This window comes from Clostridium rectalis (genome assembly GCF_900626095.1).
GTDB lineage: Bacteria > Bacillota > Clostridia > Clostridiales > Clostridiaceae > Clostridium_AS > Clostridium_AS rectalis.
The window spans coordinates 182,440-206,063 of record NZ_UYZZ01000004.1 but is presented as its reverse complement, the minus strand read 5'-3'; the positions used below and the strand labels follow the sequence as shown (position 1 = coordinate 206,063).

The following is a 23,624-nucleotide window of genomic DNA, read 5'->3' as shown; positions in this document are numbered from 1 at the left end:
TTTCACTTCCTTTGTTTATTACTTTTTAGAACTACTTTTAAGTGGTTTAATTATTGAAATGTAAATAATAAGTATTATAAATATGATAAATATCACAAAGTTCTTTATCCTCGTAAAAAGTCCACTCCAATTATAAAATATTAATTTATATATAAACCTTATAATATATAAAATTATCCCCAATATTATAATAGGGTGTGTTGCATAATTAGCCTTAATATATGTTTCTGTGGTTTTATTGTATATTTTTCTAGCCACAATGGTTCCATTATTAAGTTTTTTACCATATATCAAAACTTCGTTATTATTAGCAATATTACCCCTACCTATTTTCCCATAAAAAATTATATCTTGTCCTTTTTCACTCTCCTCATCATTAACACCCCACCCGCTATATACTTGAAAAAAATTACTATAATTTGATGGTGTATAGCTAGTCCATTGAGTTAAACATCTATAAACTTTAGTTATCATAAAAGTTCTAACTTCTTTTTCACAAAAATTTTTTATTATTCCCTCTGCAATGGGTTGTATTTTTTTTCCAGTATCTGCTTTAAACTTTTTCGATGAGAATTCTTTTTTACTATATTCCTTATAACTATCTTCAATATTTTGTTGTTTCTTATTAGATTTAGTATAATCCTCTTTAACGTTATAGTACTGTGAATATGGATCTTCCATATTTTGATTATTTACCTTAACCTCTTCTTTTTTATATACTTCATCAGACTGATTTATTTTTCTTAAAAAATTATTACACTTTTCACACCTTATATAGGTATCACTATATATTTTGGAATTGTTACAATTTATACATTTTTTGGACATAATCCACCTCTTTGTTCTATCACCCTTTATATATAATTTTTATTAATATATTTAATAAATAAGAAAATATTATGATGATAATTGTAATATTATGCATATTCATGGTAATTATATCATGATTTATAGTTTTTATTCAATATATGGTAAAGCATTATACATTTTCTATGTTTTATTTTAATAACCAATTTATCTTAAAACAATTCCTACTAAATAATTTATATTATGTACATAGAAACTAAAAAAATAAACAATACCCTATTTAAACATAGAAAAATCTATATTTTTTCAGAGTATAGTTTATTTTTAATTTGATAATTTATATCTTTATTGAGCTTTTACTATTAATTCTGCAGTTTCCTTCTTTATATATCTATTATTTTTAAATATATATACAGATACTATTACACTTATTCCTTCAGAAACAGCTGTAGCTAACCATATACCAGTTTCACCTATTACAGAAGTCATTATAAACAAAGTTAATGTTATAATAAAAAATCCTCTCCCAATAGATATAATAGTTGCATATTTAGGTTTTGCTATAGCTGCAAAATACCCGGATATTAAAATATTATAACCCACTATTATAAAGGACAATGAAAATATTCTTAATGCCTTTATAGAATATTTAAATAGTTCAGCATTTGCTGCTTTATCCATAAATACTTGAACAATATTTGGTGCAAACACATTCACTATAGTAAATATTAAAACAGAGATATAGGCTATAGTTTTAGCACTCATATTAAATAAAGACTTAATAGATTCTTTATCTTCTCTTCCATAATAAAAACTGCATAAAGGCTGCATTCCTTGGGTAATACCAATCATAGTCATTAAAACCAGTAAGTTTATATATGAAATAATAGTATAAGTTATAATACCTTTATCTCCTATATTTAATAATATAGTTTGATTAAATATATAAATAACTACTCCTGTTGAAAATTCCGTTAAACTATCTGGTAGTCCTATTGACAGTACTTCTTTAATAACAGAAAATTCAAACTTACATTTTACAAATTTTAATTTAGATTTCTTTTTATTAAAATGCACAATATATATAAGTGTAGCTACAACCTGAGATATACCGGTAGCATAGGCTGCCCCCTGTATCCCCCAATTAAACTTAATTACAAATAGATAATCAAGGACTACATTTACAATAGCAGAGGAAACCACCCCTACTATAGCTAAATAAGGAAATCCATCAGTTTTTGTAAAAACTTCTAAACAGTATGATGTTATAAAAAATCCATTGAATATAACTATTATTTTTAAATACTGTTTTACGTATCCCAAAGTTGAATTATTAGCTCCTAAAAAAATGGCTATTTTATCTAAATAAAATAAAGTTAAAATTGCTATTACAGCTGCCACAACTACCATTGCAATAAAATTAATTGTAAATATTTCATTAGCTTTTTTTGACTCCCTCTTACCTAATGCAATAGCAACAAGAGTTGATGCCCCTGTAGCAAAAAATACTGATATAGCAAAAATAAAATTTACAAATGGCATAGCAATATTTACTGCTGCAATAGCTGTAGTTCCTACTCCCCAACTAACAAATATTCCGTCTACCATAGTATATAAAGAATATACCCACATTGCCGTAACAGATGGAATTAAATATTTTACAAATTTTTTTTTCATGTCATTCTTAATCGCATTTGAATTCATGAATATCACTCCTTCATAAAAATTATAAACCTTGGTATAATACTAATGTCAAATGAATAAACGTTAGAAAATTGTAACTCCCTGTAAATAATATTTTTAGGAGGTTTTATGAAGGAGTATTATAAAATTGGAGAAATATCAAAAATATATGGAATTTCTCGAGATTCCTTAATGTATTATGAAAGACTTGGTATATTAAAACCCACAAGGGATATAAATGGGTATAGACTTTATACAATGAATGACATTTGGAAACTAAACTTAATTAAGGAACTTAGAACTTTTGATTTTTCAATGGAAAAGATAAAGGAGTATATAGACAATAGAACTATAAAAGCCACTGAGACTACATTAACTAAAGAAATATATCTAATAGATAAGAAAATTGAAGAACTTAAGTTATTAAAAAATAATATTTTGAAAAGGCTTAAAAATATTAATGATGCAAAAACATTAAGCTATATTACTCAGGTTAGATTAACCTATATAGAAGAACGAAAGGCTCTGAAACTTAATGGTTACATATCTCGTGACGAAGAAGTAGACTTTTTATTAAAAAAACTTCAGAAAAAATATGAGGATAAATTTTACCTTTTAGGTAATACAAAAGTAGGTGCCATATATAACTATCACAGTCTAAAAAAGATATTTATAATGAATACAAATCCGTATTTTGTTTTTTAGATGATAATGAAGTTAACTATAATTTAATATTGGAGGCATCCTATTATGCAACAATATCTTACAAGGGATCCTACTTAAAGAATAAAAAGTATTTGAATATGCTATTTTCATTTATTGAAGAAAATAATTACAAAATTTTATCTGATCCTATAGAAATATATAAAATAGATATTCATGAGACTAGCTTAAAAGAGGAATTTATTACTGAAATACAAATTCCTATAAAAAGATAAATTAGTGAAGGATTTTATAAATTTACCTTCACTAATTAAAACTTTTCCTCTACAATTTTTATACATTTAAAACCAACTTATTTGTTCTCTCTTGTATTGGTTTTGGTAGGATAATATTATATCATTCATTTTATATAATACACCCAATTTTTCACACTCATTTTTAAAAATAAAAGTAAGCTTTTTTGAATTTGTTGATGCATATTCATATCTATTACCAAATGTATTTTTATATTTGGGTACCAATTTTCTATAAGGAAATAATTTTTGCAATTGTTCATAATAATAGTCTCTTTGATTTTGTCTAAGAGTCACACCCATTTTATAAGCAAAAACAAACTTGGCTCCACATTCATAAGCTTTTTTAACTATATCTATAATGTTCTCTTCATTATCATTTATAAAGGGCAATATTGGCATAAGTAAAATCCCCGTAAAAACACCATTGCTTGAAAGTTTATTTATTGCTTCAAACCTTTCTGAGGATACACACACATTTGGTTCAATTTTTTTACACAAATCATCCTCAAAAGTAGTAATAGTCATCTTTGCAATAACCGGTGAATGTTTCTTTATTTTTTTTAATATATCAATATCTCTTGTTATTAAATTGCTTTTAGTAGCTATAGCCGCTCCAAAATTAAAAGTATTTATTTCATCTAATGCTTTTCTTGTCAGCATTAAATCTTTTTCAAATGGGTTATATGGATCACTCATTGCTCCTGTACCTATAACCCCTGTTCTTCTTTTCCCCTTTAATTCCTTATGAATAATTTCAATAGCATTTTCCTTTGCCCTTACCTTATTAAAATCATTTATACAATAGCATTCACTTCTAGAATCACAATAAATGCATCCATGACAGCAACCCTTATAGATATTCATATTATAGTTTACACCAAACCATGGGTTATCTTTCGTATAATTAGAGATTATAGTTTTTGCAGGAATATAATACATTCTTATTTATCCTTTCATCCTTATTATAACTCCTTTTTATTTACTAAATATTATACCCCATTTAATTTATAACTTTTACATGAAAGTAGTTTTTTAAGTAAATCCTAGTTAAATTTTAAATTTATTTACTATCAGGTCCAAAGTATTAGCTATATTTTTTAAACTTTCTGCAGTACCTGCTATATTTTTTATAGATGCTTCCTGTTCTTCCACAGTTGCAGATACCTCCTCTGTTGATGCCGCAGCCTCTTGTGCTATACAAGATATCCCCTCTATAGAGCTTACAACTTCCTCTTTATCTGAATCTACTTTTTTAACATTCAAAACTAACAATTCTATTTGTTTTACTATACTTTTAATAGAACCTATAATATTGTCAAATGCTTCTTTAGATATATTCATAGCGCCATCTACTTCTTCTACTACATTTTTAGATAAATCCATATTTTCCTTAGTCCTATTAATTTCAATTTGTATCTCCTGTACTATCTTTTCTATTTCTTTAGTAGAAGATGCTGTTTCTTCAGCTAATTTTCTGATTTCTTCTGCAACAACCGCAAACCCCTTACCAGCCTCTCCTGCTCTAGCTGCTTCTATAGCTGCATTTAAAGCAAGTAGATTAGTCTGTTCTGCAATAGATTGAATAGAATTTATTATTTCTCCTATAAAACTAGATTTATTTGCTAACATTTCTACATTAGTTCCTAGCTGCTCAAATACTTTATTGCTTTCATTAAACTTTTCTATAGTCTGCTCCATAGTTTTTATACCATTTTCGCTATCTTCTTTTGTTTCTAAAGAATATTTTTTAACTAAATCCGCACTTTCATCAGTAACTTTAATTTTCTCTGCTAAACTTATCAATCTTTCAGACCCATTTTGAGCATCCTTCGCTTGGTCACTAGCCCCCTGGGCCAATTCATCTACAGTCATTGAAATAGCTTCTATGGACTGAACTGTCTCTCCTGTAGATAGATCTATTGACTGTGAATATTTCAATACATCCCTCGAAGAATTCTTTAATTCTCCTATAATATTTTTTAATTCCTCTCTTAATTGAATAACTGCCCTTCCTATAACTCCTATTTCATCTTTATATTCCTTTACATACTCATAATCATCATTATACAATAAGTCTAATTTTTTAGTTTTATTTACTAATTCAGTTATCTTTAATATAGGATCAGATATTTTTTTAGCTGAATATATTGCAAAAAGTATTGCAACTATTAAACATGCAAATGTAACTGATATAAAACTAATAATTATGCTATTTAACGGTTTTTTAAATTCAGATATAGGTACTGCAAATCCTATTGACCATTTCGAAGAAGGTATTATAACTCTTGTGAATACTTTTTTTACATTGTCAAAATCCTTCAAAATTAAGGTATTATTATTCTTAGAATCTAAATACGCTAATTTTTCTAACCCTTTATTCATTACCTGCTTAACATTGTAACTTTTCCCATCTTTAGGTTGGAAATCTTTATTTTCATGTACTATAAAATTATTACCTTCATCTAACAAATAACCATAACTTTTTTCTACAGGTGTAGCCTGCTCTACAGATTTTTTAATACTATCTATAGTTATATCCATAGCTAGTACTCCAATAACTTTACTTTCTTTTACAATAGGCCTGGCTATAGTTATTATCATTTTCTTTGTGTTAGGATCAAGATATGGAGATAAATATGTAACTCCATTTTTTTTAACTGTTTCTTTATACCACTGTCTTTCAGTACAATCATAGTTTTCTGTAGGGGTAACTCCTTCAATAGATCTAAACTCTTTATTACTAAATCCTGCATAAATACTTACAATATCATCATTATCTTTAGCTTGTACTCTAAAATTATCTTCTAAATATTTTTTATCATATTTATTATTGTACTGTACATCTAGTGTGATAGCGTCTAACAATTTAGTCTTTTTAGATAACCATCCATCTATTTTTTCAGAGTACTTTTCAGAAGCAATACTAATTTTACTAGTAGTTTCCTTCATTATAGCCTTATAAGAAAAATAATAACTTATAGAGGAGCTTAAACCGATACTTATTATACAGACAATAGATATAATACATATTATTTTGGATCTTATACTTTTCATATAAATACACTCCTATCTTTATATATTGCGTCTTTAATTAAATATATCGTAAACTTTTAGAAACTATATATAATATATTTACCTTTTTAATAAACATATTTTTTAGGTTTAGAGGTAAACTTATTAAATGCTAGAAGTGTCTATGTAAAAACTTAATTTTTCTTTACTGCAACTAAAAAAAAATATGAGAAATATTAAAGTTGTAGTCATCAGATAAAGCTACTCTTATTTATAAACAAAAATACCACAGCATTTACTGTGGCTAATCTTTTTTTAATAACTTTATTAACTCTTCTTTTGATAATTTGCTTAAATCATTGCTATTTTTAAGTTCTCCAGTTATAACACTATGTACTAACTCTTTTTTTTGATCTTGTAAGTCTACTATCTTTTCCTCTATGGTTTCCCTCGCGATTAATTTTATTACCTGTACTTTATTCTTTTGACCAATTCTATGTGCTCTGTCCGCAGCTTGGGCTTCCACCGCTGGATTCCACCAAGGATCAAAATGAATAACTAAACTTGCAGAAGTTAAGTTTAATCCTGTCCCACCTGCCTTTAGAGAAATTAAAAAAACTTTTATGTTTTTATCACTATTAAATTCATTTACTCGTCTAATTCTTTCTTTAGATGGGGTAGATCCATCTAAATAAAAAAATTTTATTCTATTTTTATCTAAAGCCTCACCTATCTTATTTAATGCCGAAGTAAATTGAGAAAAAACTAATATTTTACTCTCAGAAATTATCCCTTTATTTATTAAATCAATGGCAAACTTTAATTTACCACTACCACCTTTATATTCTTGTAAAACTAAAGAAGGATCTAAACATATCTCTCTTAATTTTGTCAAATAGGAAAAGAACTCTATCTTATGCTGAGATTTATCCTTTATTTTTTCCCATATACCTTTTAAATAAGAATTATATACAAATCTTTGTTCCTCTGTCATTTCAACCAGTATTTTTTTTTCTATTTTATCTGGCAGATCCTTTGCAACCTGTTTTTTAGTTCTTCTTAAAATAAATGGCTTAATAAGTAGCTTTAAATCTTTCAAATTATCATTGCCTTTATATATAAATTTTTCTTCAAAAGTTTTATTAGAATACAAATATCCTGGCATTATAAAATCAAATATAGACCAAAGCTCTATTAAATTATTTTCAATAGGAGTACCTGTTAATGCAAATTTAATATCTGCCTTAATCTCTTTCACCGACATTGTATTTTGAGCCTTAGGATTTTTTATATTTTGAGCCTCGTCAATAATACAATAATCAAACTTAACGTTATTATAAGCCCGAATATTGTTTCTTAGTGTTCCATAGGTGGTCAAAACAACATCATATTCCTTTAAATTATCTAATATAATTTCTTTATTGACTTTAGACCCATGAATAATTCCTAATTTTAAAGTTGGTGCAAATTTTTCTATTTCTTTTTCCCAGTTATATATCAAAGATGTAGGAGTTATAATAAGGGAATTTTTACCTTTTTCAGATAAAATAAAAGCTATAGTTTGAATTGTTTTTCCAAGCCCCATTTCGTCTGCTAAAATACCTCCAAACCCAAATTTACTTAAATTTTTAAACCAGGAGAAACCCGTAATTTGGTATTCTCTAAGTTTAGCATTTAAACTCTTTGGAATAATTACTTTAGCATTACCTTTATATTCTATTGATTTTTCTATATCCTTTAATATATCAATTCCACTATATATTTTAAATTTATTTTTCTTTACACTTTCCATCAAATATACAATTTTAGTTTTATGGATTTTAAATGAGTTATCCTCAATACTATTATCTATATTTAACATCTGGACTAAATTAAACAAATTTTTTATCCCAGGCTCTTGAAAATCTATAAATCCATTATCCTTAGTTTTATAAAATTTATTCCCACACTTATAGCTTTTAAATACACTATTTAATTCCTCATTTTCAATATCCCCAATACTATAATGAAATATAAAATCTTCTCTTTCCTTAAAAATACCTAATCTTATAGATTCAGAGCTATATATTTTAATATGATCTAAACCTTTCCCTAGAATAACAGTACCTAATGAATTTATGTTTTCTTTTTTTCTAATTAATAATTCAAATAATTTCTCATCTCCTCCAATAAATATAAGTCTATCCTTACTTCGTATAAAGTTGTACTTTTCAAGCTTCATTAAAATTTTTTCTTCCTCATAAAAATTTCTAAAACTCTCTTCCTTATTATCTTGTTTTGTTAATATATTAATCTTTTTATCATAATAAATAACAAATGCATTGCAATATATGTTAGAGTCTTCCTTATAAATAATAATCTCTAATTGTAACCAATTAGAGACAAACCTCTTTACTCCTTCAGTGACTGTAATATCCTTCGAGATATCACCTAAAAAAGAAATTATTTTACTATAATTATCTATAGTTTTATTGTATGAAACTTCTCCCTTTTCTTTAAGTTCATTGTACAAAGGTATATACTTTTCAAGCTGATTTTTTGAAGGTAAATATATATTATCATTAAAAAAATATACTTTCTCATTTACACATATAGGAAACTTTTTATGAGTAGTTAATATAAAAGTTTTCTCTCTTTCTTTTAATGTAAAACTAATGGGTAAATCTTCTTTTAGAATTATAGGTTTATATTCAATAGCCTCATACTTAAAAATTATTTTTTTCCCTATAATACATTGTAAAAACTCACATAATTCATTAGAATGAATTATTAACGTTTTACCTAGGGTTTTAATATTCTTAAACTCATCAAAATATTTTGTTAAATAGTCTATTATCCCCATATCCTCTGAGGAAATCATATTATAATTATGATTATAGGTAAATCTATTACTGAAAAAAATATTATTTTTATTATGAAAGTCTTTAATAAAACTTTTTAAATTTTTAATCAAATATTTTTGTTTAATTCCTATCCAAAATTCTAATTCATAATTTATTTTACTCTTCCATGCTTTACATGTAATTTTAACATCTAGATTTACTAAAGACTTTTCTGCAGTTTTTTTATATATTTTTGTATTTTCTGATCTTTTCTTATGAAGTAGTAAACCTAAAAATTTATATGAAGTAGCTGTTAAATGTTCACACATAAACAGTTTTTTGCTCATAGATAGCTCTTTAAAAGTATTACAATTACAGCTTACACTACTTATCTCTTTAGAAAATATATCTATTTTTATATGAGTTTTATACTTCTCATAGTTTACATTATCTAATACATCCCCATATACATGATAAATTTTATCTATTTTCTTACCTTTTATATTTGAAACCAACCCTTTTTTTAAAATTTTTTCCCCTCTTGCTCTCATCAAAACAGATGATGTATTGAAAAATAACTCTTCTAATTCACTTAAATTCAATTTAATCACCACTTCTCAATGATATATTTTATAGAATAATACATTATATCATAAGATCAATTTATACTAAAATTTTACTTCATAGCATTTTCCTATCCATTTACCTGTAGAAAATTCTCTGCATCTTACAATAACTTTATCCTCAAGAACTTCTACCACTAATCCCTGACTTAACTCTATTGGAGCATATCCATCTCCCTCTGTCATAATATAGTTTATAGCTCCAGTATTAAACATAGCAAAATCTTTTTTATACATAGTTTTCTCATTATCTAGATTATAATGAGAATGACCACTAAAAAATATAACTTGTGGGTACATTTTTAATATAGCATATAGTTCTTCATAATTTTCTATACCAGCCCAAGCATTGCTTCCAAACACTGTATTACTGAAAGGCTGATGTAGAAATACAAATATAGGTTTCTTTTTACTCTCATTTTCTTTTATAGTATTTTTAAGCCAATTCAATTGGCAGGTAGAAAGGATTGCATCTCCATTATTTTCTGGAGCTAAAACTATAAAATGATACCCTTTTATCCATTTGTCATAATATAGGGCAGACATTTTTGTTTCACGCACAAAAGTATTTTCAAGTTCTTTATTGTTAAAACCTTTAGAATAATATTCGTGATTGCCCATAGCTATAAGAATCTTTGAGTCTTTCCTCTTATTTGCATTTAGTATTCTCATAAAACTTTTATATTCAGCTTCATTCCCACTATTTGTAGAATCTCCAACTATAGATAAAGCATCGTAATCTGGGCATAACTCGAATAAATCAATCAGTGCATTTTTAAATTTTTCTTCTGCTAATAAATTTGCTCCAATATGGATATCACTTATTACAGGAAAAACTATTTTAGCATTTTTGAATTCATCTGTCTTTACTTTTACTTGCATTTTCCGTAGCGAAGAAGTTGCTATTAACATAATAATTGTAGAAAAAACTATTACAACTCCACTTTTAAATTTCCTCTTCATAATAATTATCCTCACTTAAAATATTAGTTAATTTATTTTTCCCATTGTGAGGATAAATTATTTTAAATATTACACATTAAAATAATTTGTAATATCCCTCGGAGTATTAAAAATTATATCATTTCCTACATCATCAAATTTTTCAGCAAATCTACAGTGCCCAAACTTCATGTTTATCTTTTTAGCAGCACAATAGTCCACCATTGCATCACCAATGTAAATTGCTTTATTTACATCTACATTTGCCTTTTCTAAAGCCTTTAATAATGGTTCTGGATTTGGTTTGTGGCTTAATGTATCTTCTTTACATATCCATATTTTAAAATATTTTAACAAACCCTCTTCCGTAAAATCACTTCTTAATTGATTTTGGGTTTTTGATGTAACAATTGCTAGAGAATATTTTTTATTTAATTTATTAAGCATTTCTTTTACTCCATTAAAAACATAATTATAATGTCTATATTTATCAACTTCCTCCTCCCAATACCTCCACACTTTAGGTATTTCTTCTTCTTTAACTCCTATATCTTTTAATGCTTCATCACCTGGTATACCCATATATTTCCTTAAATCTTCTAGTTCATATTCTTTATTATAAAATTTTTTTATAGCATTTCTTAATCCAATCATATTTGACATTGCAGTTTCTATTAAAGTTCCATCTATATCAAAGATTATCCACTTAATCATTTTTACCTCCAATGCTTTTAATTACTTTACATGGATTCCCTGCAACTACGCAATTATCCGGTATAGATTTTGTAACCACACTTCCTGCACCAATTACACAATTATCCCCTATGGTTACGCCTGGGAGTATGCAGGAATTTCCTCCTATCCATACATTATCTCCTATACTTACTGGATTAGCATAAGTCCTATAAGGTCCTCCATTTTCTATATTCCCAACTCTTTCATAACTATCTAGAGGATGAGAGGCTGTATATATCTGTACATTAGGTCCTATTAAACCATTCTTTCCGATTTTAATTTTATTACAGTCCAATAAAGTACAATTGAAATTTATAAATGTATTTTCCCCTATATATATATTTTCTCCATAATCACAATAAAAAGGCTTCTCGATCCAAACACCCTTTCCTTTAAACCCTAATAAATTTTCTAAGGTTTTTCCCCTTTTAACCATTTCATTGGATTTACAATTATTAAATATATCTAATAAATTCCTAGCTTTGTGATATACTTTTATTAATTCCTCATCTCTTGAATTATAAAATTCTCCCCTTAACATCTTTTCTTTTTCTGACATATCTCCACCTCAAATCTTTATTATAAATTTTATAAACCTTACAGTTAAAGTATTACATATATATTAATTATTTTCCAATAAATTCTTAAATTCAAAACTCTATTTATATGATATTTATCACAATAAAAATAGAACTATTAATATATACACTTTATATTTATACAGGCATAAAATATGGGTTAAAAAATAAAGATAACCTTAATATTATTTAAGTTTATCTTTATTTATTAATCCCATAATTTTTTTATATTTAAAATATAATTTTTAACAAAACACCTCTTATTAGTAAGAATACTTTCTATATGTTTATAAACCTCTTCATTGCTTTCTTTAACCTCTAATATGTCTATAAGTTTATAGGTTATTTCTTTAAAATATTTTTTTAACTCTACTACATCGTACTCATAATCTTTATATATAGGGGAATCAATAGGTAAATTTATTGTAATTTGCTTAATCCCTTTATCCATAAGTTTTGAAAAAAGTACATATGCTGATAAATTAAAATAAAGATTTTTATATCCTATATCTAATTTATAATAATCTATATAATTTTTTTCAAAAGTCTCAAAACTTTTATTAATATTAACTGATGTTAAATATATAATATGACAAGAAATTATATCTATATATTCTCTTTTATTATTCACCAATCTGTATCCTCTATTAAATATTATTAATGAAGCAATTTTAAATTCACTTCATTTAAAACTCTACTCTTACTAATTTAACATAAAAGCTGTGAAATTGACTAGCGAACATGAAATATTTATTTTATCGCAATAATTATTTCACTATATTTCTTACATTGTATTGGACATTTTCTATATTAAATTTTGCATATGTAAAATCTCCGTCTTTTAAATGCCAAATACCTTCTCCATAAGTAGGATATTTTATACCATTGACTTCTTTATAATTTTTAACTGGTGTACTCCACTTAACGTTCTTATACAAACCGTCTTCATCTATTAAATATCTATCATTTGTTTCTACATTAATTAAAGCTCCCTCTTCATTAAAATGTACATATGCAGAAACCTTATTATTATGATCTTCAATAAAGCATTTTACTACATTATCACTTACACTCTCCCAAGTTATTCTATCATCTATTAGTGCTCCAGGTGAAAATATTAGTATATCATCAAGTAAAGTTATCAAAGCTGCCTGATTCATTTTTTCCCCAATTTCATCTACTACTTTAAATAAAGAGGCCGCTTTAATTACCATACTCCCTTTGCCTTTTATATATGAATCCATTCCTATTAAAGGCATTCCCATAACTCTCCCCTGTATATAAAATATTCTAGTATAATCTTTATAAAAATTATATTGATTAGCCTTTACCTGCATCCATGGCTTGTTTATTCCTTGTTTCATTTCTCCACTAATGGATACATTAATATTTCTAACCTTTGGTTTGCCCACGGCTCCAACATAATTTAAATACTTTTGCACTTGAATTGGAAGCTTTTTTATATGTTCCATTTTTAAAATTTCTTCTGATCTTTTACTCTTATTCAAATATACTAAAACCTTTTTATCATATTCTTTTTTCATCTTAATTTTACCATAAGATATAATTACAAATAAAATAAACACAATGATAATTGTTATCCTAATCACTTTATCCATTAAGTTCTCCCTTCATTTTTACCATATTTTTATAAATTTTTTCTATTCCTTTATTCATAGCTTCTAATTCTTCTGCTGTAACTTTATTAAACAAATTCATAATAAAATTTATATCTTTATCTTGTCTCTCTTCCCAAAACTGTGTATTTTTTTCTGTTATGCCTAATCTAAGAACCCTTTGATCACTTTTGTCCTTTTTAATTTCTATAAATCCCTTTTGTTCTAATTTTAATGCTAACTGCTTTACATTTTGATGAGAACTTCCAAATTTTTTGGAAACTTCAGATATAGTAGGTTTATATTCTTTAAAGCTTCCTATAATCACCAAAATCATCCACTGTTTTGTTGTTATTCCCTCTAAATGTAAATCCCCTATGTTTTGTAATTTATTTGCTAAAAAAAATATTCCTCCAAATATATTAATTTTTTTATTAATATTTTCCATTTATTTCCCTCCATATTAAATTGACAGATAGGTAATATGTTACCTATTAATATAATATATTATCTTTTTAATTATTGTCAATAATTTTTTACATATTAAAAATGTTAATGATTCTATAACCATTAACATTTTTATTCCATAACTATTATCTTTTTACTTACATCTTCTTAAAACCTGTAATATTAGGCTAATCTAAAAAATCTTTTATTTAATTTTTAACTTTTCTTTTAATCTTTTTCCAAACTCTTTATCTGCCTTAGAAAAGTTTTCAATGGCTCTTAATTGAATTTTTAAATTAACTTCCCACATATCTGCTGCAATATTATCCACTAAAGTATTTTTGTCCTTTTCTGTCATAGCTCTAAATCGATCTCCTGCTTGAGAAAAATCATCACTTTTATCAATAGTTTCTCTTACTAATTTCCCCTGAGCATAAATAGGATCTTCCTTTACCTTAGGGGCATCTAAAGGTCTATTATCATTTAGAGTATTAGGCTTATAATTTATGCTTCCTTTATTATAAATATATCGCATAGCACCATCCTGAGTATTGTTATTAACCTCTACCATTGGCCTATTTATTGGTAACTGTTGAAAATTAGCTCCTATTCTATGCCTTTGAGTATCTTTATAAGAAAAACTTCTCCCTTGCAAAAGTTTATCATTAGACAATTGAACTCCTGGCACTATATTAGAGGGACAAAATGCAACCTGTTCTATTTCTCCAAAAAAATTTTTAGGATTTTCATTCAAAGTCATTTTACCTACTTCTATTAATGGAAATTTGTCTTCCGGCCATACCTTTGTAGCATCTAATGGATCAAATAATAAATTTTTTGCCTCTTCCATCTCCATTATCTGTACATTTAATAGGTATTCAACCTTTCCTCCATTTTCTATAGTGTCATATAAATCCCTAGTAGCCACATCTGGATCTAAACCTGCTAAAATTTCTGCCTCTTGCCTATTTATAGTTTTAACTCCCAAAGTGGGTTTCCAATGATATTTAATAAATACTCTATGTCCATTTTCGTTTATCCAAACATAAGTATTAACGCCAAATCCCTCAATAGTTCTATAACTTTTTATTGTACCTAGGTCAGAGAATAAAAAAGTCATCATATTAGTTGACTCAGGGCTACTTGATATAAAATCCCAAAATCTATTTTTATCTGTTACATTATTAGTTGGTGAAGGTTTAAAAGCATGAACCATATCCGGAAACTTCATAGCATCTCTTATAAAAAATACAGGAATATGATTTCCTACTATATCCAAATTACCCTCCGATGTATAAAATTTAGTGGCAAATCCTCTAGGGTCTCTTAATGTATCTGCCGATCCTTTTGAGCCAATGACCGTAGAAAATCTAACCGTTACTGGTGTCTTAGTTCCTACGCCATTAAATACCTTAGCCCTTGTATATTTCCTCATGCACTTAGTTACCTTGAAATATCCTTTTGCTCCTGCACCTTTGGCATGTACCACTCTTTCAGGAATTCTTTCCCTATCAAAACTTGATAGTTTTTCGATTAAATCTAAATCTTCCATTAAAACTGGACCGTTTTTCCCAACAGTTAATGAGTTTGCATCATCCCTAACAGGTGTTCCCTGATTACTTGTCAGATACCTTCCATCTTCTTTACACTTGCCCATACAATCCTCCATTATATAATTATCAATAACTATTATATAAATCATACCTATACTTTGTTACTTAACAAGTCTATCTTTATACTAAAAAATAGAAAGGGTATTAAAAATCAACTAAGATTTTTAATACCCTTAAATATTTATATTAATGTCCGCAGCCATGATGATTGCATGTATGATTACTTGGAAACTCTTTAAGAACTCCACTTTTTAACATGTCTAAATTCTCTTTTATAGTACCTTCTGCTGCCTTAAAAACCTTCACTCCCATGGAATTTAATTTCATAATAGCGCCTGCACCAATTCCTCCAACTATTACAGCATCTACATTTTCGCCAGATAAAGCCTTTATAGGTTGGCATTTCCCATGCTCATGGTTTAAGTCTCCATTTCCTACTACCTTAATATCATTATTTTCTAAATTAACTATTACAAATGATGGTGCACTTCCAAAATGTCCATATGGAATACTTTCCAATCCTTCATTATTTTTAACTGGAAAACAAATTTTCATAAACAATTCCTCCTTCAATATTCTTTTATAAGTACATTTTTTATGAATACATTTTTTAAAACAATCTAAATTATTACTATCTTTTATTAGACCTTTTTCTAATTTATTTTTATATGATTCATCTTTATGAATTATATTTTCTATAAACGCTATAGATTCCTTAAATGTTTCATTATTTATATCATAAATAATGTGATATCCTAGCTTATATCCAATAATTAAATTAGCATCTTTTAATACCCTTATATGCTGTGATACAGCTGCTTCTGTTATATTTAAATGTTTAGCAATACCTTTAGCACATATACTCTTATCACAAATTAGATTTAATATATTTATTCTGTTTTCATCACCAATAGCCTTAAAAACATCTATATATTTATTCATAGAAAACTCCATATAATTTAATTAAGCAATTACTTAACTAAATTATATATCTATATTGTTATATAGTCAACAAGATAATATATTTTTACTAATACTTTTTCATTTACATAATTATTATCAATTGTTTGTAAAATACTTATTTGTAATATATTATAATAGTAGTATGTTTTTTAAAATTAATAAGGGGGGAATAATTTTGAGTAAAAATTTCTATAATAATTATAAAGATAATGATCCTATATCCACCATTAATAATATTAGAAATATTCTTAGTAACCAAGGTATATTGCCTATAGAAGCTAATTGGTTTAACTCAGTTGATGGTTTTTATTCAGTTAATTTAAAACTACCTAGTTTAGATATATTTACAAACGGAAAAGGTGTAACTAATGAATATGCATTGGCTAGTGCTTATGGTGAGTTCATGGAAAGATTACAAAATCAAATGATATATAGAGGCAGATTCGACTTCTCTTATGACACAGAAAATTATAAAGACTTTATATATTCGCCGGATGAAGTATATTTAGATATTGAAAATATTTTAAATGGTGAATTTAATGGTTATAAAGTATATCTTCCTCCTGAAGAAAAACCAAAAATAAATTATGATGTAATTAATAAATGGCAATGCATTAATAATTTTAATCTTTCTTCAAAAATATTGGGTATACCATTTTATAGCTTAAAAGAGGACACTTTATATTATGTACCCCTTTCTATTTCAGATTTTTACTATTCTACAAACGGTATGTGCGCTGGTAATACTACGGAAGAAGCACTAGTTGAGGGTTTATGTGAGATTTTTGAAAGATATGTTAAATTTAAAATTTTAGATGATTTTATAGTGCCTCCTAATATCCCTATAGAATATATAAAAGAATTTAAAATTCCATATAATATGATCCAGGAGTTTGAAGATGTAAGTAATTTTAAAATAATTGTTAAAGATTGTTCCTTAGGAAAGGGGTTACCTGTTGTTGCTGTAGCAGTTGTTGATACTATTAACCAAAAATACTTTTGGAGTTTCGGCTCTCACCCAGTTTTTGAAATAGCATTAACAAGAACTTTAACAGAACTGTTACAAGGCAAAGATGTACATAATATTGACAGTTTAATGGACTTTAAATACCTTAATAAATCAATTAAGAATACATCAAATAAGCTAAATGCCTTCATTGATGGAACTGGTTATTTTCCAGTTCAATGTTTTTCTAATAACTCTAGTTATGAGTTTAGTGAGTATAAAGATATGAGAAATAAAAGTAATAAGGACTTATTTAAGTATACTATAGATATATTGAAAACCATGGATTATGATCTTTTATTAAGAGACGTATCCTTTATGGGATTTCCAAGTTTCCAAATAATTATTCCTACTATGAGTGAAGTTATAACCACCGAAGAAATTGATTTTGAAACATTAACTAATAGAGCTAACATAAAAAAAATATTGAAAAATTTAAATTCTGCATCCTTTGAAGAGTTACAACTAGTGATTGATTATATAGAAAAATTCAACTACAATAATAATGACTCTTTGACTTCCTTTTTAAATCTACCTTTTACAGACATGTTTTCATGGCACAATCTGAGAACAGATTTATTTATATCTGCTGCATATTATAAAATGGGAAACTTAGAAAAATCCCATACTGCAATGAATAGATTTATAAATGAAATGGGGCCAAGCATTGGTACTGCTCTTAATACCTATTATAAATGTATTAGAGATTCAATAGGAGCTAAAATAGATAACCTATCTGAGGAAAGAACTAAAGAATATCTAAACATATTTTATGATATAGAAACACTAGAGTCCGTTATAGAACAATTAGGAAAACCAGATGAGATTTTCAGTTGGTTTGGTGACTTAAATTGTTTCCATTGTAATAACTGTAATTTTAATGATACTTGTCATTATACTAAGTTAGAAAAGCTTCATAAAACGGTGAAAAATCTTTATTTTAAAAACCATATAAATCAATTAGATAATAAATCTTATTTTCTTTAGTATAAATACAAATTATATCTTAGTATTATATTTACAATAAAATAACATAAATGGTTAACGCTAATATTAAAAATTATATGTAATTAATCCACAAAATTTAAAGACTCTATACACAATATGTGCATAGAGTCCTTTTTATATACAGTAAAATTAAATATTCCAACTATTAATTTGTTTCATATACATCCATTTAGCAAATAAGTAATATATTATTTGTAAAATTAAATATATACCTGCAATAAATATAAAATACTTCATATATAAAAGTCCCACAGATTTCACTGCAAATACAGCATGTAAAGTTGCCACTAAAAGTGGTAGGAAAAACATTGTAAAACTCTGAAAGCTAACTATACTTTTAATTTCTCCTTGTGTAACACCTATCTTTCTAAGACCTATAAATTCCTGTTTATCTTTTTGTATCTCATTAAACATTTTAAAATATAATATGCTCCCAGTTGCAATAAAAAATATTATTGCAACAAAAGTTCCTATAAATAAAAGTACAGATAAAACTCTTATTAATCCTGCTGCACTAGTTACTCTTTCTGTAAAAAACATTTCTTTACCTTTAGTAACCTGCCTTTGTATTTCTGTTACTGCATTATAGGATTTTAAATTGTGCTTAATGTTATATCCATAATAAACAGACTTACTTTTATTTGAGGTGCTACTTAAAAGTTTTTGAAAATCAATATTACTTACAATCACAGTATTTGTATTTTTATTGTCCGCATTTATAATTCCGCCTTTTAAATTATCTATTATACTAAAACTATTTACTAACCCATCAATATTTATATTTAACTGTTTTTGGTTTTCAAAGGGCATTTCTGTTTTCATACTAATTGTACCACCCGTTAAATCATAAGTGTATATTACTGCCTCTTTATTATTTAATTCTAGAGGTTTTCTATTATATTCTTTTGCAAGTTCATTATAACTATCCTGAGATATTATATTAAAATCAGTTTTATTAACCTTTATTCCATACCCACTATTTTTACTTTCAATCACTTTATCATTATTTTTCCCTTTTAATAATTCTATTTTATTTTTATATAATATTTCAAAATTGTGTTTTTCTAATATTTCTTCAACTTTTCCATTTGGCAAAACTTTATGAGAATTTATATCTTCCTCTATAATACCAATATCCTGTGGACAGTTTTCCTCAAGAGTAGATAAAGTTACCTTTTGTAAAGAATAAACAGAAATAGCTGATGCAAGAGTAATACCACTAAGTATTGAAGTTATAAATAGTACCTTTGCATTATCTTTTAACTTATAAATAATTTGAGATAATGTAATCATATTTATCCCTTTATAATAAACCTGTTTATTATTTTTCAGCTTATCTGTAAAAAACACACTAAATTGAGAAAATAAAAGTTTAGTTCCTATTATTACAACAATAAGTATAGGTATCATTGTGACTATAATTGCTGTTCCTGAAAATACCCCCACAATATATCCTAAAATTATAAGCACTACTCCAAGTATAGCTTTAAACTTAGAAAACTTTGGAGTTGTTTTAGGTATTCTTTCCCCTTTTAATAATTCTGCAATATTATTATTTTTAATTTTAAAACCAGTAATAAAACTTATAAAATTAAGAAGTAATAAAAAGCTAACTATAGTTATTTTTATAGCCTTAAACGATATTGAAAAAGGAATTTCCGTATTAAAATCTAAAATAACAGAAACAGCAATAAAAAACAGCTTTGAAAATAAAACACCAAAGAATAGCCCCGTTATTATAGATCCAATGGAAATTATTATATTCTCAAACATAACATATCTTCTTATTTGTCCTTTAGTTAAACCAAACATTGATAAAAGTCCAAACTCTTTTTCTCTAGATTTTAAAAAACTAGTTATAGAGTAATTTGAAAATATAAAGGTAAAAATTATTATTACAAATTCACATAAATACATCAATTTACTAGCAGCGTCACCTATAGTTTTATCACTAATACTTTTGCCGCTTAAAGCGGGATTGTAAATAAAATTTGCAAATATAAAAAATATAGTTACTACAATTACATTACTTAAATAATACATTGCGTATTTATTTAAGTTACCTTTAATATTTTTAATAGCTATATTATTAATTGTCATTTTAATCCTCCTATAACGTATAATTGTTTCTTCTACTTCCTAATAGTGAAAGAGAATCCATTATTTCTTTAAAAAATACTTGCCTATTTCCTCCATTTACAATTTCCAAAAAATATTTCCCATCCTTAATCATAACTATTCTTTTACAAAAGCTTGCAGAAAAAGGATCATGAGTTACCATCATTATAGTAGCCCCTTTTTTCTCATTTAAATTTGTTAAAGTTTCCATAACATCTTGTGATGCTTTAGAATCAAGATTTCCTGTGGGTTCATCTGCAAGTATTATAGAAGGATTATGTATAAGTGCTCTTGCACAGGCCGCTCTTTGCTGCTGTCCTCCTGAAATCTCATAAGGTTTTTTATTTAAAATATCATTAATACTTAAGAGATTTCCAATATCATCTAGTCTTTTTTCTATTCTCCTTATATTGAATCTTTCAAGCACAAGTGGTAGTATTATATTTTCCTTAATTGACAAAGAATCTAAAAGATTAAAATCTTGGAATATAAATCCTAATTCCTTTCTTCTAAAAAGAGCAATCTCCTTCTCATTTAATTTTGTAGGGTTTGTGCCATTTATAAAAAGTTCTCCTGATGTAGGTGTATCTATAGTAGCCATTATATTTAATAACGTAGTTTTACCACTACCAGAGGGACCCATTACTCCAACAAATTCCCCCTTTTTTATTTCTATACTAAATTTATCTAAAGCCTTAAATTTCATTCCGCCTTTTTTCCCGCCATATATTTTGGATATATTTTCACATTTTAATATTGACAAAACAAAAACCTCCTGTATGCTATATTATTTTTAACTATAAATTCATTATAAAAAAAATAGAGAAATCTTTGTATTGATTTCTCTTTCATTTCAGGTTTAAACATTACAAATTTGAAAGATTATATTTTAAATATGTTTTTACCTTTATAGAAAACTATATAAAATACTGTTCCTTTTCCCTCCTCTGACTCTACATATAATTCATTACCTAGCTCTGTACATATACGTTTTGCTAAATACATTCCCATACCAGTAGATTCAGCAGTTTTTCTACCATTCTTCCCTGTAAAAAAAGCATTAAATACTCTACCTAAATCCTCTTTAGGTATACCAATACCATTATCCTTTATACTTACAGTTATTTTTAATAAATCCTCTTTAATCTTTAAACTTATTGTTTTTTTATCTATTTCTTTTATAGCTGTGTATTTTATTGCATTAATTATTATTTGATTTATTACAAAATAAATCCATTTTTTATCAGTTTGAACAATTGTGCTTTTCCCTTTTATTTCTGGATAAATCTCATATATAATAAGTAATTTTCTAAAATTATTTATTGACTTTCTTAAAATATACAGTATATCTGTATCTACCACATTAAAATCATGGTTAAACTCATTTATTCTAGCATTATAAAGCATTATATTAAGCCCCTGAGATATTTTTTCATTCTCTTCATAAATACTATCAAAAACTTCTTTAAACTCGTATGTATTCTCTTCTTGAAGTATTAGATTAATTACTGATACAGGAGTTTTCATTTGATGTACCCACTGATTTATGAAGTTTGAGTAATTCTTTTGGATTTCCTCATATCTATAAATTTTACTTTCATGGCACCTATATATTTCTTTTAGTAATTTTACAAAATACTTTCCCTCTAAAGTTTTAGGCGCACTTATATTTATAATATCTTCAATAACATTTTTAGAATTTGTTGTCCTAAAAATATCCTGATAAAATAACTTTACCTTTGAATAATCATAGATTAAAAATATGGTAAATATAATTATAGAAACTAGGTATGCATATAATATATTAATTATGGGAAAATCTATTATTTTAATAAATAGTGTCAAATGCATTATTAAAATAACCAAGGATATACTAATAAAATAAATTATTATATAACCTACTCTATCTTTTAAAAAATCTAAAAATTTCATTTTATTCACCCACTCTTTACTCTACCAATTGTTAATTAACATATATCCTTGACCACGCTTTGTTTCTATTGCATTAGTAATTCCCACTTCTTCTAACCTCTTTCTAAGCCTTGTAACATTAACAGAAAGAGTATTGTCATCTATAAAATCAGTATCATTCCAAAGTATCTCAAGTAAAGTATCTCTTGAAACAATCTTATTTATATTCTTTAAAAGATATAGTAAAAGAGAAAATTCATTTTTACTAAGCTCTATTTTTTTACCCTTAAATTCCAATAAATTATTACTTGTATATAGCGTTAAGCCTGAAACCTTTAAAAAATCACTATCACTTTTAGCATAACTTCCGTATACTCTTCTTAATACACTCTTTATTTTTGCAAGTAATACGTAATAAGAAAAAGGTTTCGTTATAAAATCATCTCCACCATTATCTATGGCCATAACCTGATCCATATCTGAATCCCTAGCTGATATAAATATTATTGGAACTTTAGAATAATTTCTTATATCACTGCACCAATAAAATCCATCAAAAAAAGGAAGATTTATATCCATTAAAATTAAATCTGGCTTACACTTCAAAACTTCATCTTTTATTTTTGAAAAATCCTTGATTAAAAAAGTCCTATAGCCATATCTGCTTAAATGGTTTTCTATAAGTTTAGCCAATTTTTTATCATCTTCTATAATCAAAATACTGTACAAATTCACCACAACCTTTAAATTTATATATATATATTAATTTTACATTACTTAT

General features: G+C 26.2%; 20 protein-coding genes. 3 read left to right on the top strand and 17 right to left on the bottom strand.

Features of this window, described 5'->3' with window-relative positions:
• Window positions 1-18: 18 nt before the first annotated feature.
• Together EJL03_RS08195 and EJL03_RS08190 are read right to left on the bottom strand one after the other, a co-directional pair.
• Window positions 19-828, bottom strand: a complete 810-nt coding sequence (locus tag EJL03_RS08195; protein ID WP_125153480.1) for a hypothetical protein — start codon at window positions 826-828, stop codon at window positions 19-21.
• A gap of 324 nt (window positions 829-1,152) precedes the next feature.
• Window positions 1,153-2,511, bottom strand: coding sequence for an MATE family efflux transporter (locus EJL03_RS08190; protein ID WP_125153479.1), 1,359 nt, complete (start codon window positions 2,509-2,511; stop codon window positions 1,153-1,155).
• A 108-nt stretch (window positions 2,512-2,619) separates the two neighbouring features.
• Between EJL03_RS08190 and EJL03_RS08185 the strand changes: the two genes are divergently transcribed.
• On the top strand, window positions 2,620-3,195 hold the full coding sequence (locus EJL03_RS08185; RefSeq protein ID WP_243108677.1) for a MerR family transcriptional regulator: 576 nt from the start codon (window positions 2,620-2,622) through the stop codon (window positions 3,193-3,195).
• Window positions 3,159-3,428, top strand: a complete 270-nt coding sequence (locus EJL03_RS16445; protein WP_243108691.1) for a GyrI-like domain-containing protein — start codon at window positions 3,159-3,161, stop codon at window positions 3,426-3,428. Before EJL03_RS08185 ends, EJL03_RS16445 begins: the two co-directional genes overlap by 37 nt.
• 66 nt (window positions 3,429-3,494) lie before the next feature.
• Here EJL03_RS16445 and EJL03_RS08180 read toward each other — a convergent pair whose 3' ends face one another.
• From EJL03_RS08180 to EJL03_RS16720, 11 genes are all read right to left on the bottom strand, one after another.
• Window positions 3,495-4,394 carry an SPL family radical SAM protein gene (locus EJL03_RS08180; protein WP_341472422.1) on the bottom strand — a complete coding sequence of 300 codons (900 nt, stop codon included), beginning with the start codon at window positions 4,392-4,394 and terminating at the stop codon, window positions 3,495-3,497.
• 102 nt (window positions 4,395-4,496) lie between these two features.
• Complete coding sequence (locus EJL03_RS08175) at window positions 4,497-6,503, bottom strand: methyl-accepting chemotaxis protein (protein WP_125153477.1); 2,007 nt, start codon at window positions 6,501-6,503, stop codon at window positions 4,497-4,499.
• A gap of 262 nt (window positions 6,504-6,765) precedes the next feature.
• Window positions 6,766-9,885, bottom strand: a complete 3,120-nt coding sequence (locus EJL03_RS08170; protein WP_125153476.1) for a DEAD/DEAH box helicase — start codon at window positions 9,883-9,885, stop codon at window positions 6,766-6,768.
• A 66-nt stretch (window positions 9,886-9,951) separates the two neighbouring features.
• Window positions 9,952-10,869, bottom strand: a complete 918-nt coding sequence (locus EJL03_RS08165; protein ID WP_125153475.1) for a metallophosphoesterase family protein — start codon at window positions 10,867-10,869, stop codon at window positions 9,952-9,954.
• A gap of 69 nt (window positions 10,870-10,938) precedes the next feature.
• Window positions 10,939-11,562, bottom strand: coding sequence for an HAD family hydrolase (locus tag EJL03_RS08160; RefSeq protein WP_125153474.1), 624 nt, complete (start codon window positions 11,560-11,562; stop codon window positions 10,939-10,941).
• Window positions 11,555-12,142 (bottom strand): sugar O-acetyltransferase, encoded by a 588-nt coding sequence (locus EJL03_RS08155; RefSeq protein WP_125153473.1) that lies wholly within the window; start codon window positions 12,140-12,142, stop codon window positions 11,555-11,557. The genes EJL03_RS08160 and EJL03_RS08155 overlap by 8 nt, the downstream gene beginning before the upstream one ends.
• Window positions 12,143-12,369: 227 nt before the next feature.
• Complete coding sequence (locus EJL03_RS08150) at window positions 12,370-12,792, bottom strand: hypothetical protein (protein ID WP_125153472.1); 423 nt, start codon at window positions 12,790-12,792, stop codon at window positions 12,370-12,372.
• Window positions 12,793-12,928: 136 nt separating this feature from the next.
• On the bottom strand, window positions 12,929-13,780 hold the full coding sequence (locus tag EJL03_RS08145) for a DUF6544 family protein (RefSeq protein ID WP_125153471.1): 852 nt from the start codon (window positions 13,778-13,780) through the stop codon (window positions 12,929-12,931).
• Window positions 13,773-14,225 (bottom strand): MarR family winged helix-turn-helix transcriptional regulator, encoded by a 453-nt coding sequence (locus EJL03_RS08140; RefSeq protein WP_125153470.1) that lies wholly within the window; start codon window positions 14,223-14,225, stop codon window positions 13,773-13,775. The genes EJL03_RS08145 and EJL03_RS08140 overlap by 8 nt, the downstream gene beginning before the upstream one ends.
• 204 nt (window positions 14,226-14,429) lie before the next feature.
• Window positions 14,430-15,881, bottom strand: a complete 1,452-nt coding sequence (locus EJL03_RS08135; protein ID WP_125153469.1) for a catalase — start codon at window positions 15,879-15,881, stop codon at window positions 14,430-14,432.
• A gap of 142 nt (window positions 15,882-16,023) precedes the next feature.
• Window positions 16,024-16,779 carry a metalloregulator ArsR/SmtB family transcription factor gene (locus EJL03_RS16720; protein ID WP_125153468.1) on the bottom strand — a complete coding sequence of 252 codons (756 nt, stop codon included), beginning with the start codon at window positions 16,777-16,779 and terminating at the stop codon, window positions 16,024-16,026.
• Between the two features lie 196 nt (window positions 16,780-16,975).
• Here EJL03_RS16720 and EJL03_RS08125 point away from each other — a divergent pair, with 196 nt between their 5' ends.
• Window positions 16,976-18,793 carry a YcaO-like family protein gene (locus EJL03_RS08125; RefSeq protein ID WP_164509039.1) on the top strand — a complete coding sequence of 606 codons (1,818 nt, stop codon included), beginning with the start codon at window positions 16,976-16,978 and terminating at the stop codon, window positions 18,791-18,793.
• 150 nt (window positions 18,794-18,943) lie between these two features.
• On the opposite strand, the gene EJL03_RS08120 is transcribed toward EJL03_RS08125, so the two are convergent.
• The 4 genes from EJL03_RS08120 to EJL03_RS08105 form a co-directional block, all read right to left on the bottom strand.
• Window positions 18,944-20,914: an FtsX-like permease family protein gene (locus tag EJL03_RS08120; protein ID WP_125153466.1), complete on the bottom strand. Its 1,971-nt coding sequence runs from the start codon at window positions 20,912-20,914 to the stop codon at window positions 18,944-18,946.
• 10 nt (window positions 20,915-20,924) lie between these two features.
• Window positions 20,925-21,695, bottom strand: a complete 771-nt coding sequence (locus EJL03_RS08115) for an ABC transporter ATP-binding protein (RefSeq protein ID WP_125153465.1) — start codon at window positions 21,693-21,695, stop codon at window positions 20,925-20,927.
• A 119-nt stretch (window positions 21,696-21,814) separates the two neighbouring features.
• Window positions 21,815-22,864: a sensor histidine kinase gene (locus EJL03_RS08110; protein WP_125153464.1), complete on the bottom strand. Its 1,050-nt coding sequence runs from the start codon at window positions 22,862-22,864 to the stop codon at window positions 21,815-21,817.
• Between the two features lie 21 nt (window positions 22,865-22,885).
• Window positions 22,886-23,572 carry a response regulator transcription factor gene (locus tag EJL03_RS08105; protein ID WP_164509038.1) on the bottom strand — a complete coding sequence of 229 codons (687 nt, stop codon included), beginning with the start codon at window positions 23,570-23,572 and terminating at the stop codon, window positions 22,886-22,888.
• Window positions 23,573-23,624: the final 52 nt, after the last annotated feature.

Coding starts and splice junctions, on each gene's coding strand:
- EJL03_RS08195 (WP_125153480.1), bottom strand. CDS start 828: ATGTCCAAAAAATGTATAAATTGTAACAATTCCAAAATATATAGTGAT.
- EJL03_RS08190 (WP_125153479.1), bottom strand. CDS start 2,511: ATGAATTCAAATGCGATTAAGAATGACATGAAAAAAAAATTTGTAAAA.
- EJL03_RS08185 (WP_243108677.1), top strand. CDS start 2,620: ATGAAGGAGTATTATAAAATTGGAGAAATATCAAAAATATATGGAATT.
- EJL03_RS08175 (WP_125153477.1), bottom strand. CDS start 6,503: ATGAAAAGTATAAGATCCAAAATAATATGTATTATATCTATTGTCTGT.
- EJL03_RS08165 (WP_125153475.1), bottom strand. CDS start 10,869: ATGAAGAGGAAATTTAAAAGTGGAGTTGTAATAGTTTTTTCTACAATT.
- EJL03_RS08160 (WP_125153474.1), bottom strand. CDS start 11,562: ATGATTAAGTGGATAATCTTTGATATAGATGGAACTTTAATAGAAACT.
- EJL03_RS08155 (WP_125153473.1), bottom strand. CDS start 12,142: ATGTCAGAAAAAGAAAAGATGTTAAGGGGAGAATTTTATAATTCAAGA.
- EJL03_RS08145 (WP_125153471.1), bottom strand. CDS start 13,780: ATGGATAAAGTGATTAGGATAACAATTATCATTGTGTTTATTTTATTT.
- EJL03_RS08140 (WP_125153470.1), bottom strand. CDS start 14,225: ATGGAAAATATTAATAAAAAAATTAATATATTTGGAGGAATATTTTTT.
- EJL03_RS08135 (WP_125153469.1), bottom strand. CDS start 15,881: ATGGGCAAGTGTAAAGAAGATGGAAGGTATCTGACAAGTAATCAGGGA.
- EJL03_RS16720 (WP_125153468.1), bottom strand. CDS start 16,779: ATGAATAAATATATAGATGTTTTTAAGGCTATTGGTGATGAAAACAGA.
- EJL03_RS08120 (WP_125153466.1), bottom strand. CDS start 20,914: ATGACAATTAATAATATAGCTATTAAAAATATTAAAGGTAACTTAAAT.
- EJL03_RS08110 (WP_125153464.1), bottom strand. CDS start 22,864: ATGAAATTTTTAGATTTTTTAAAAGATAGAGTAGGTTATATAATAATT.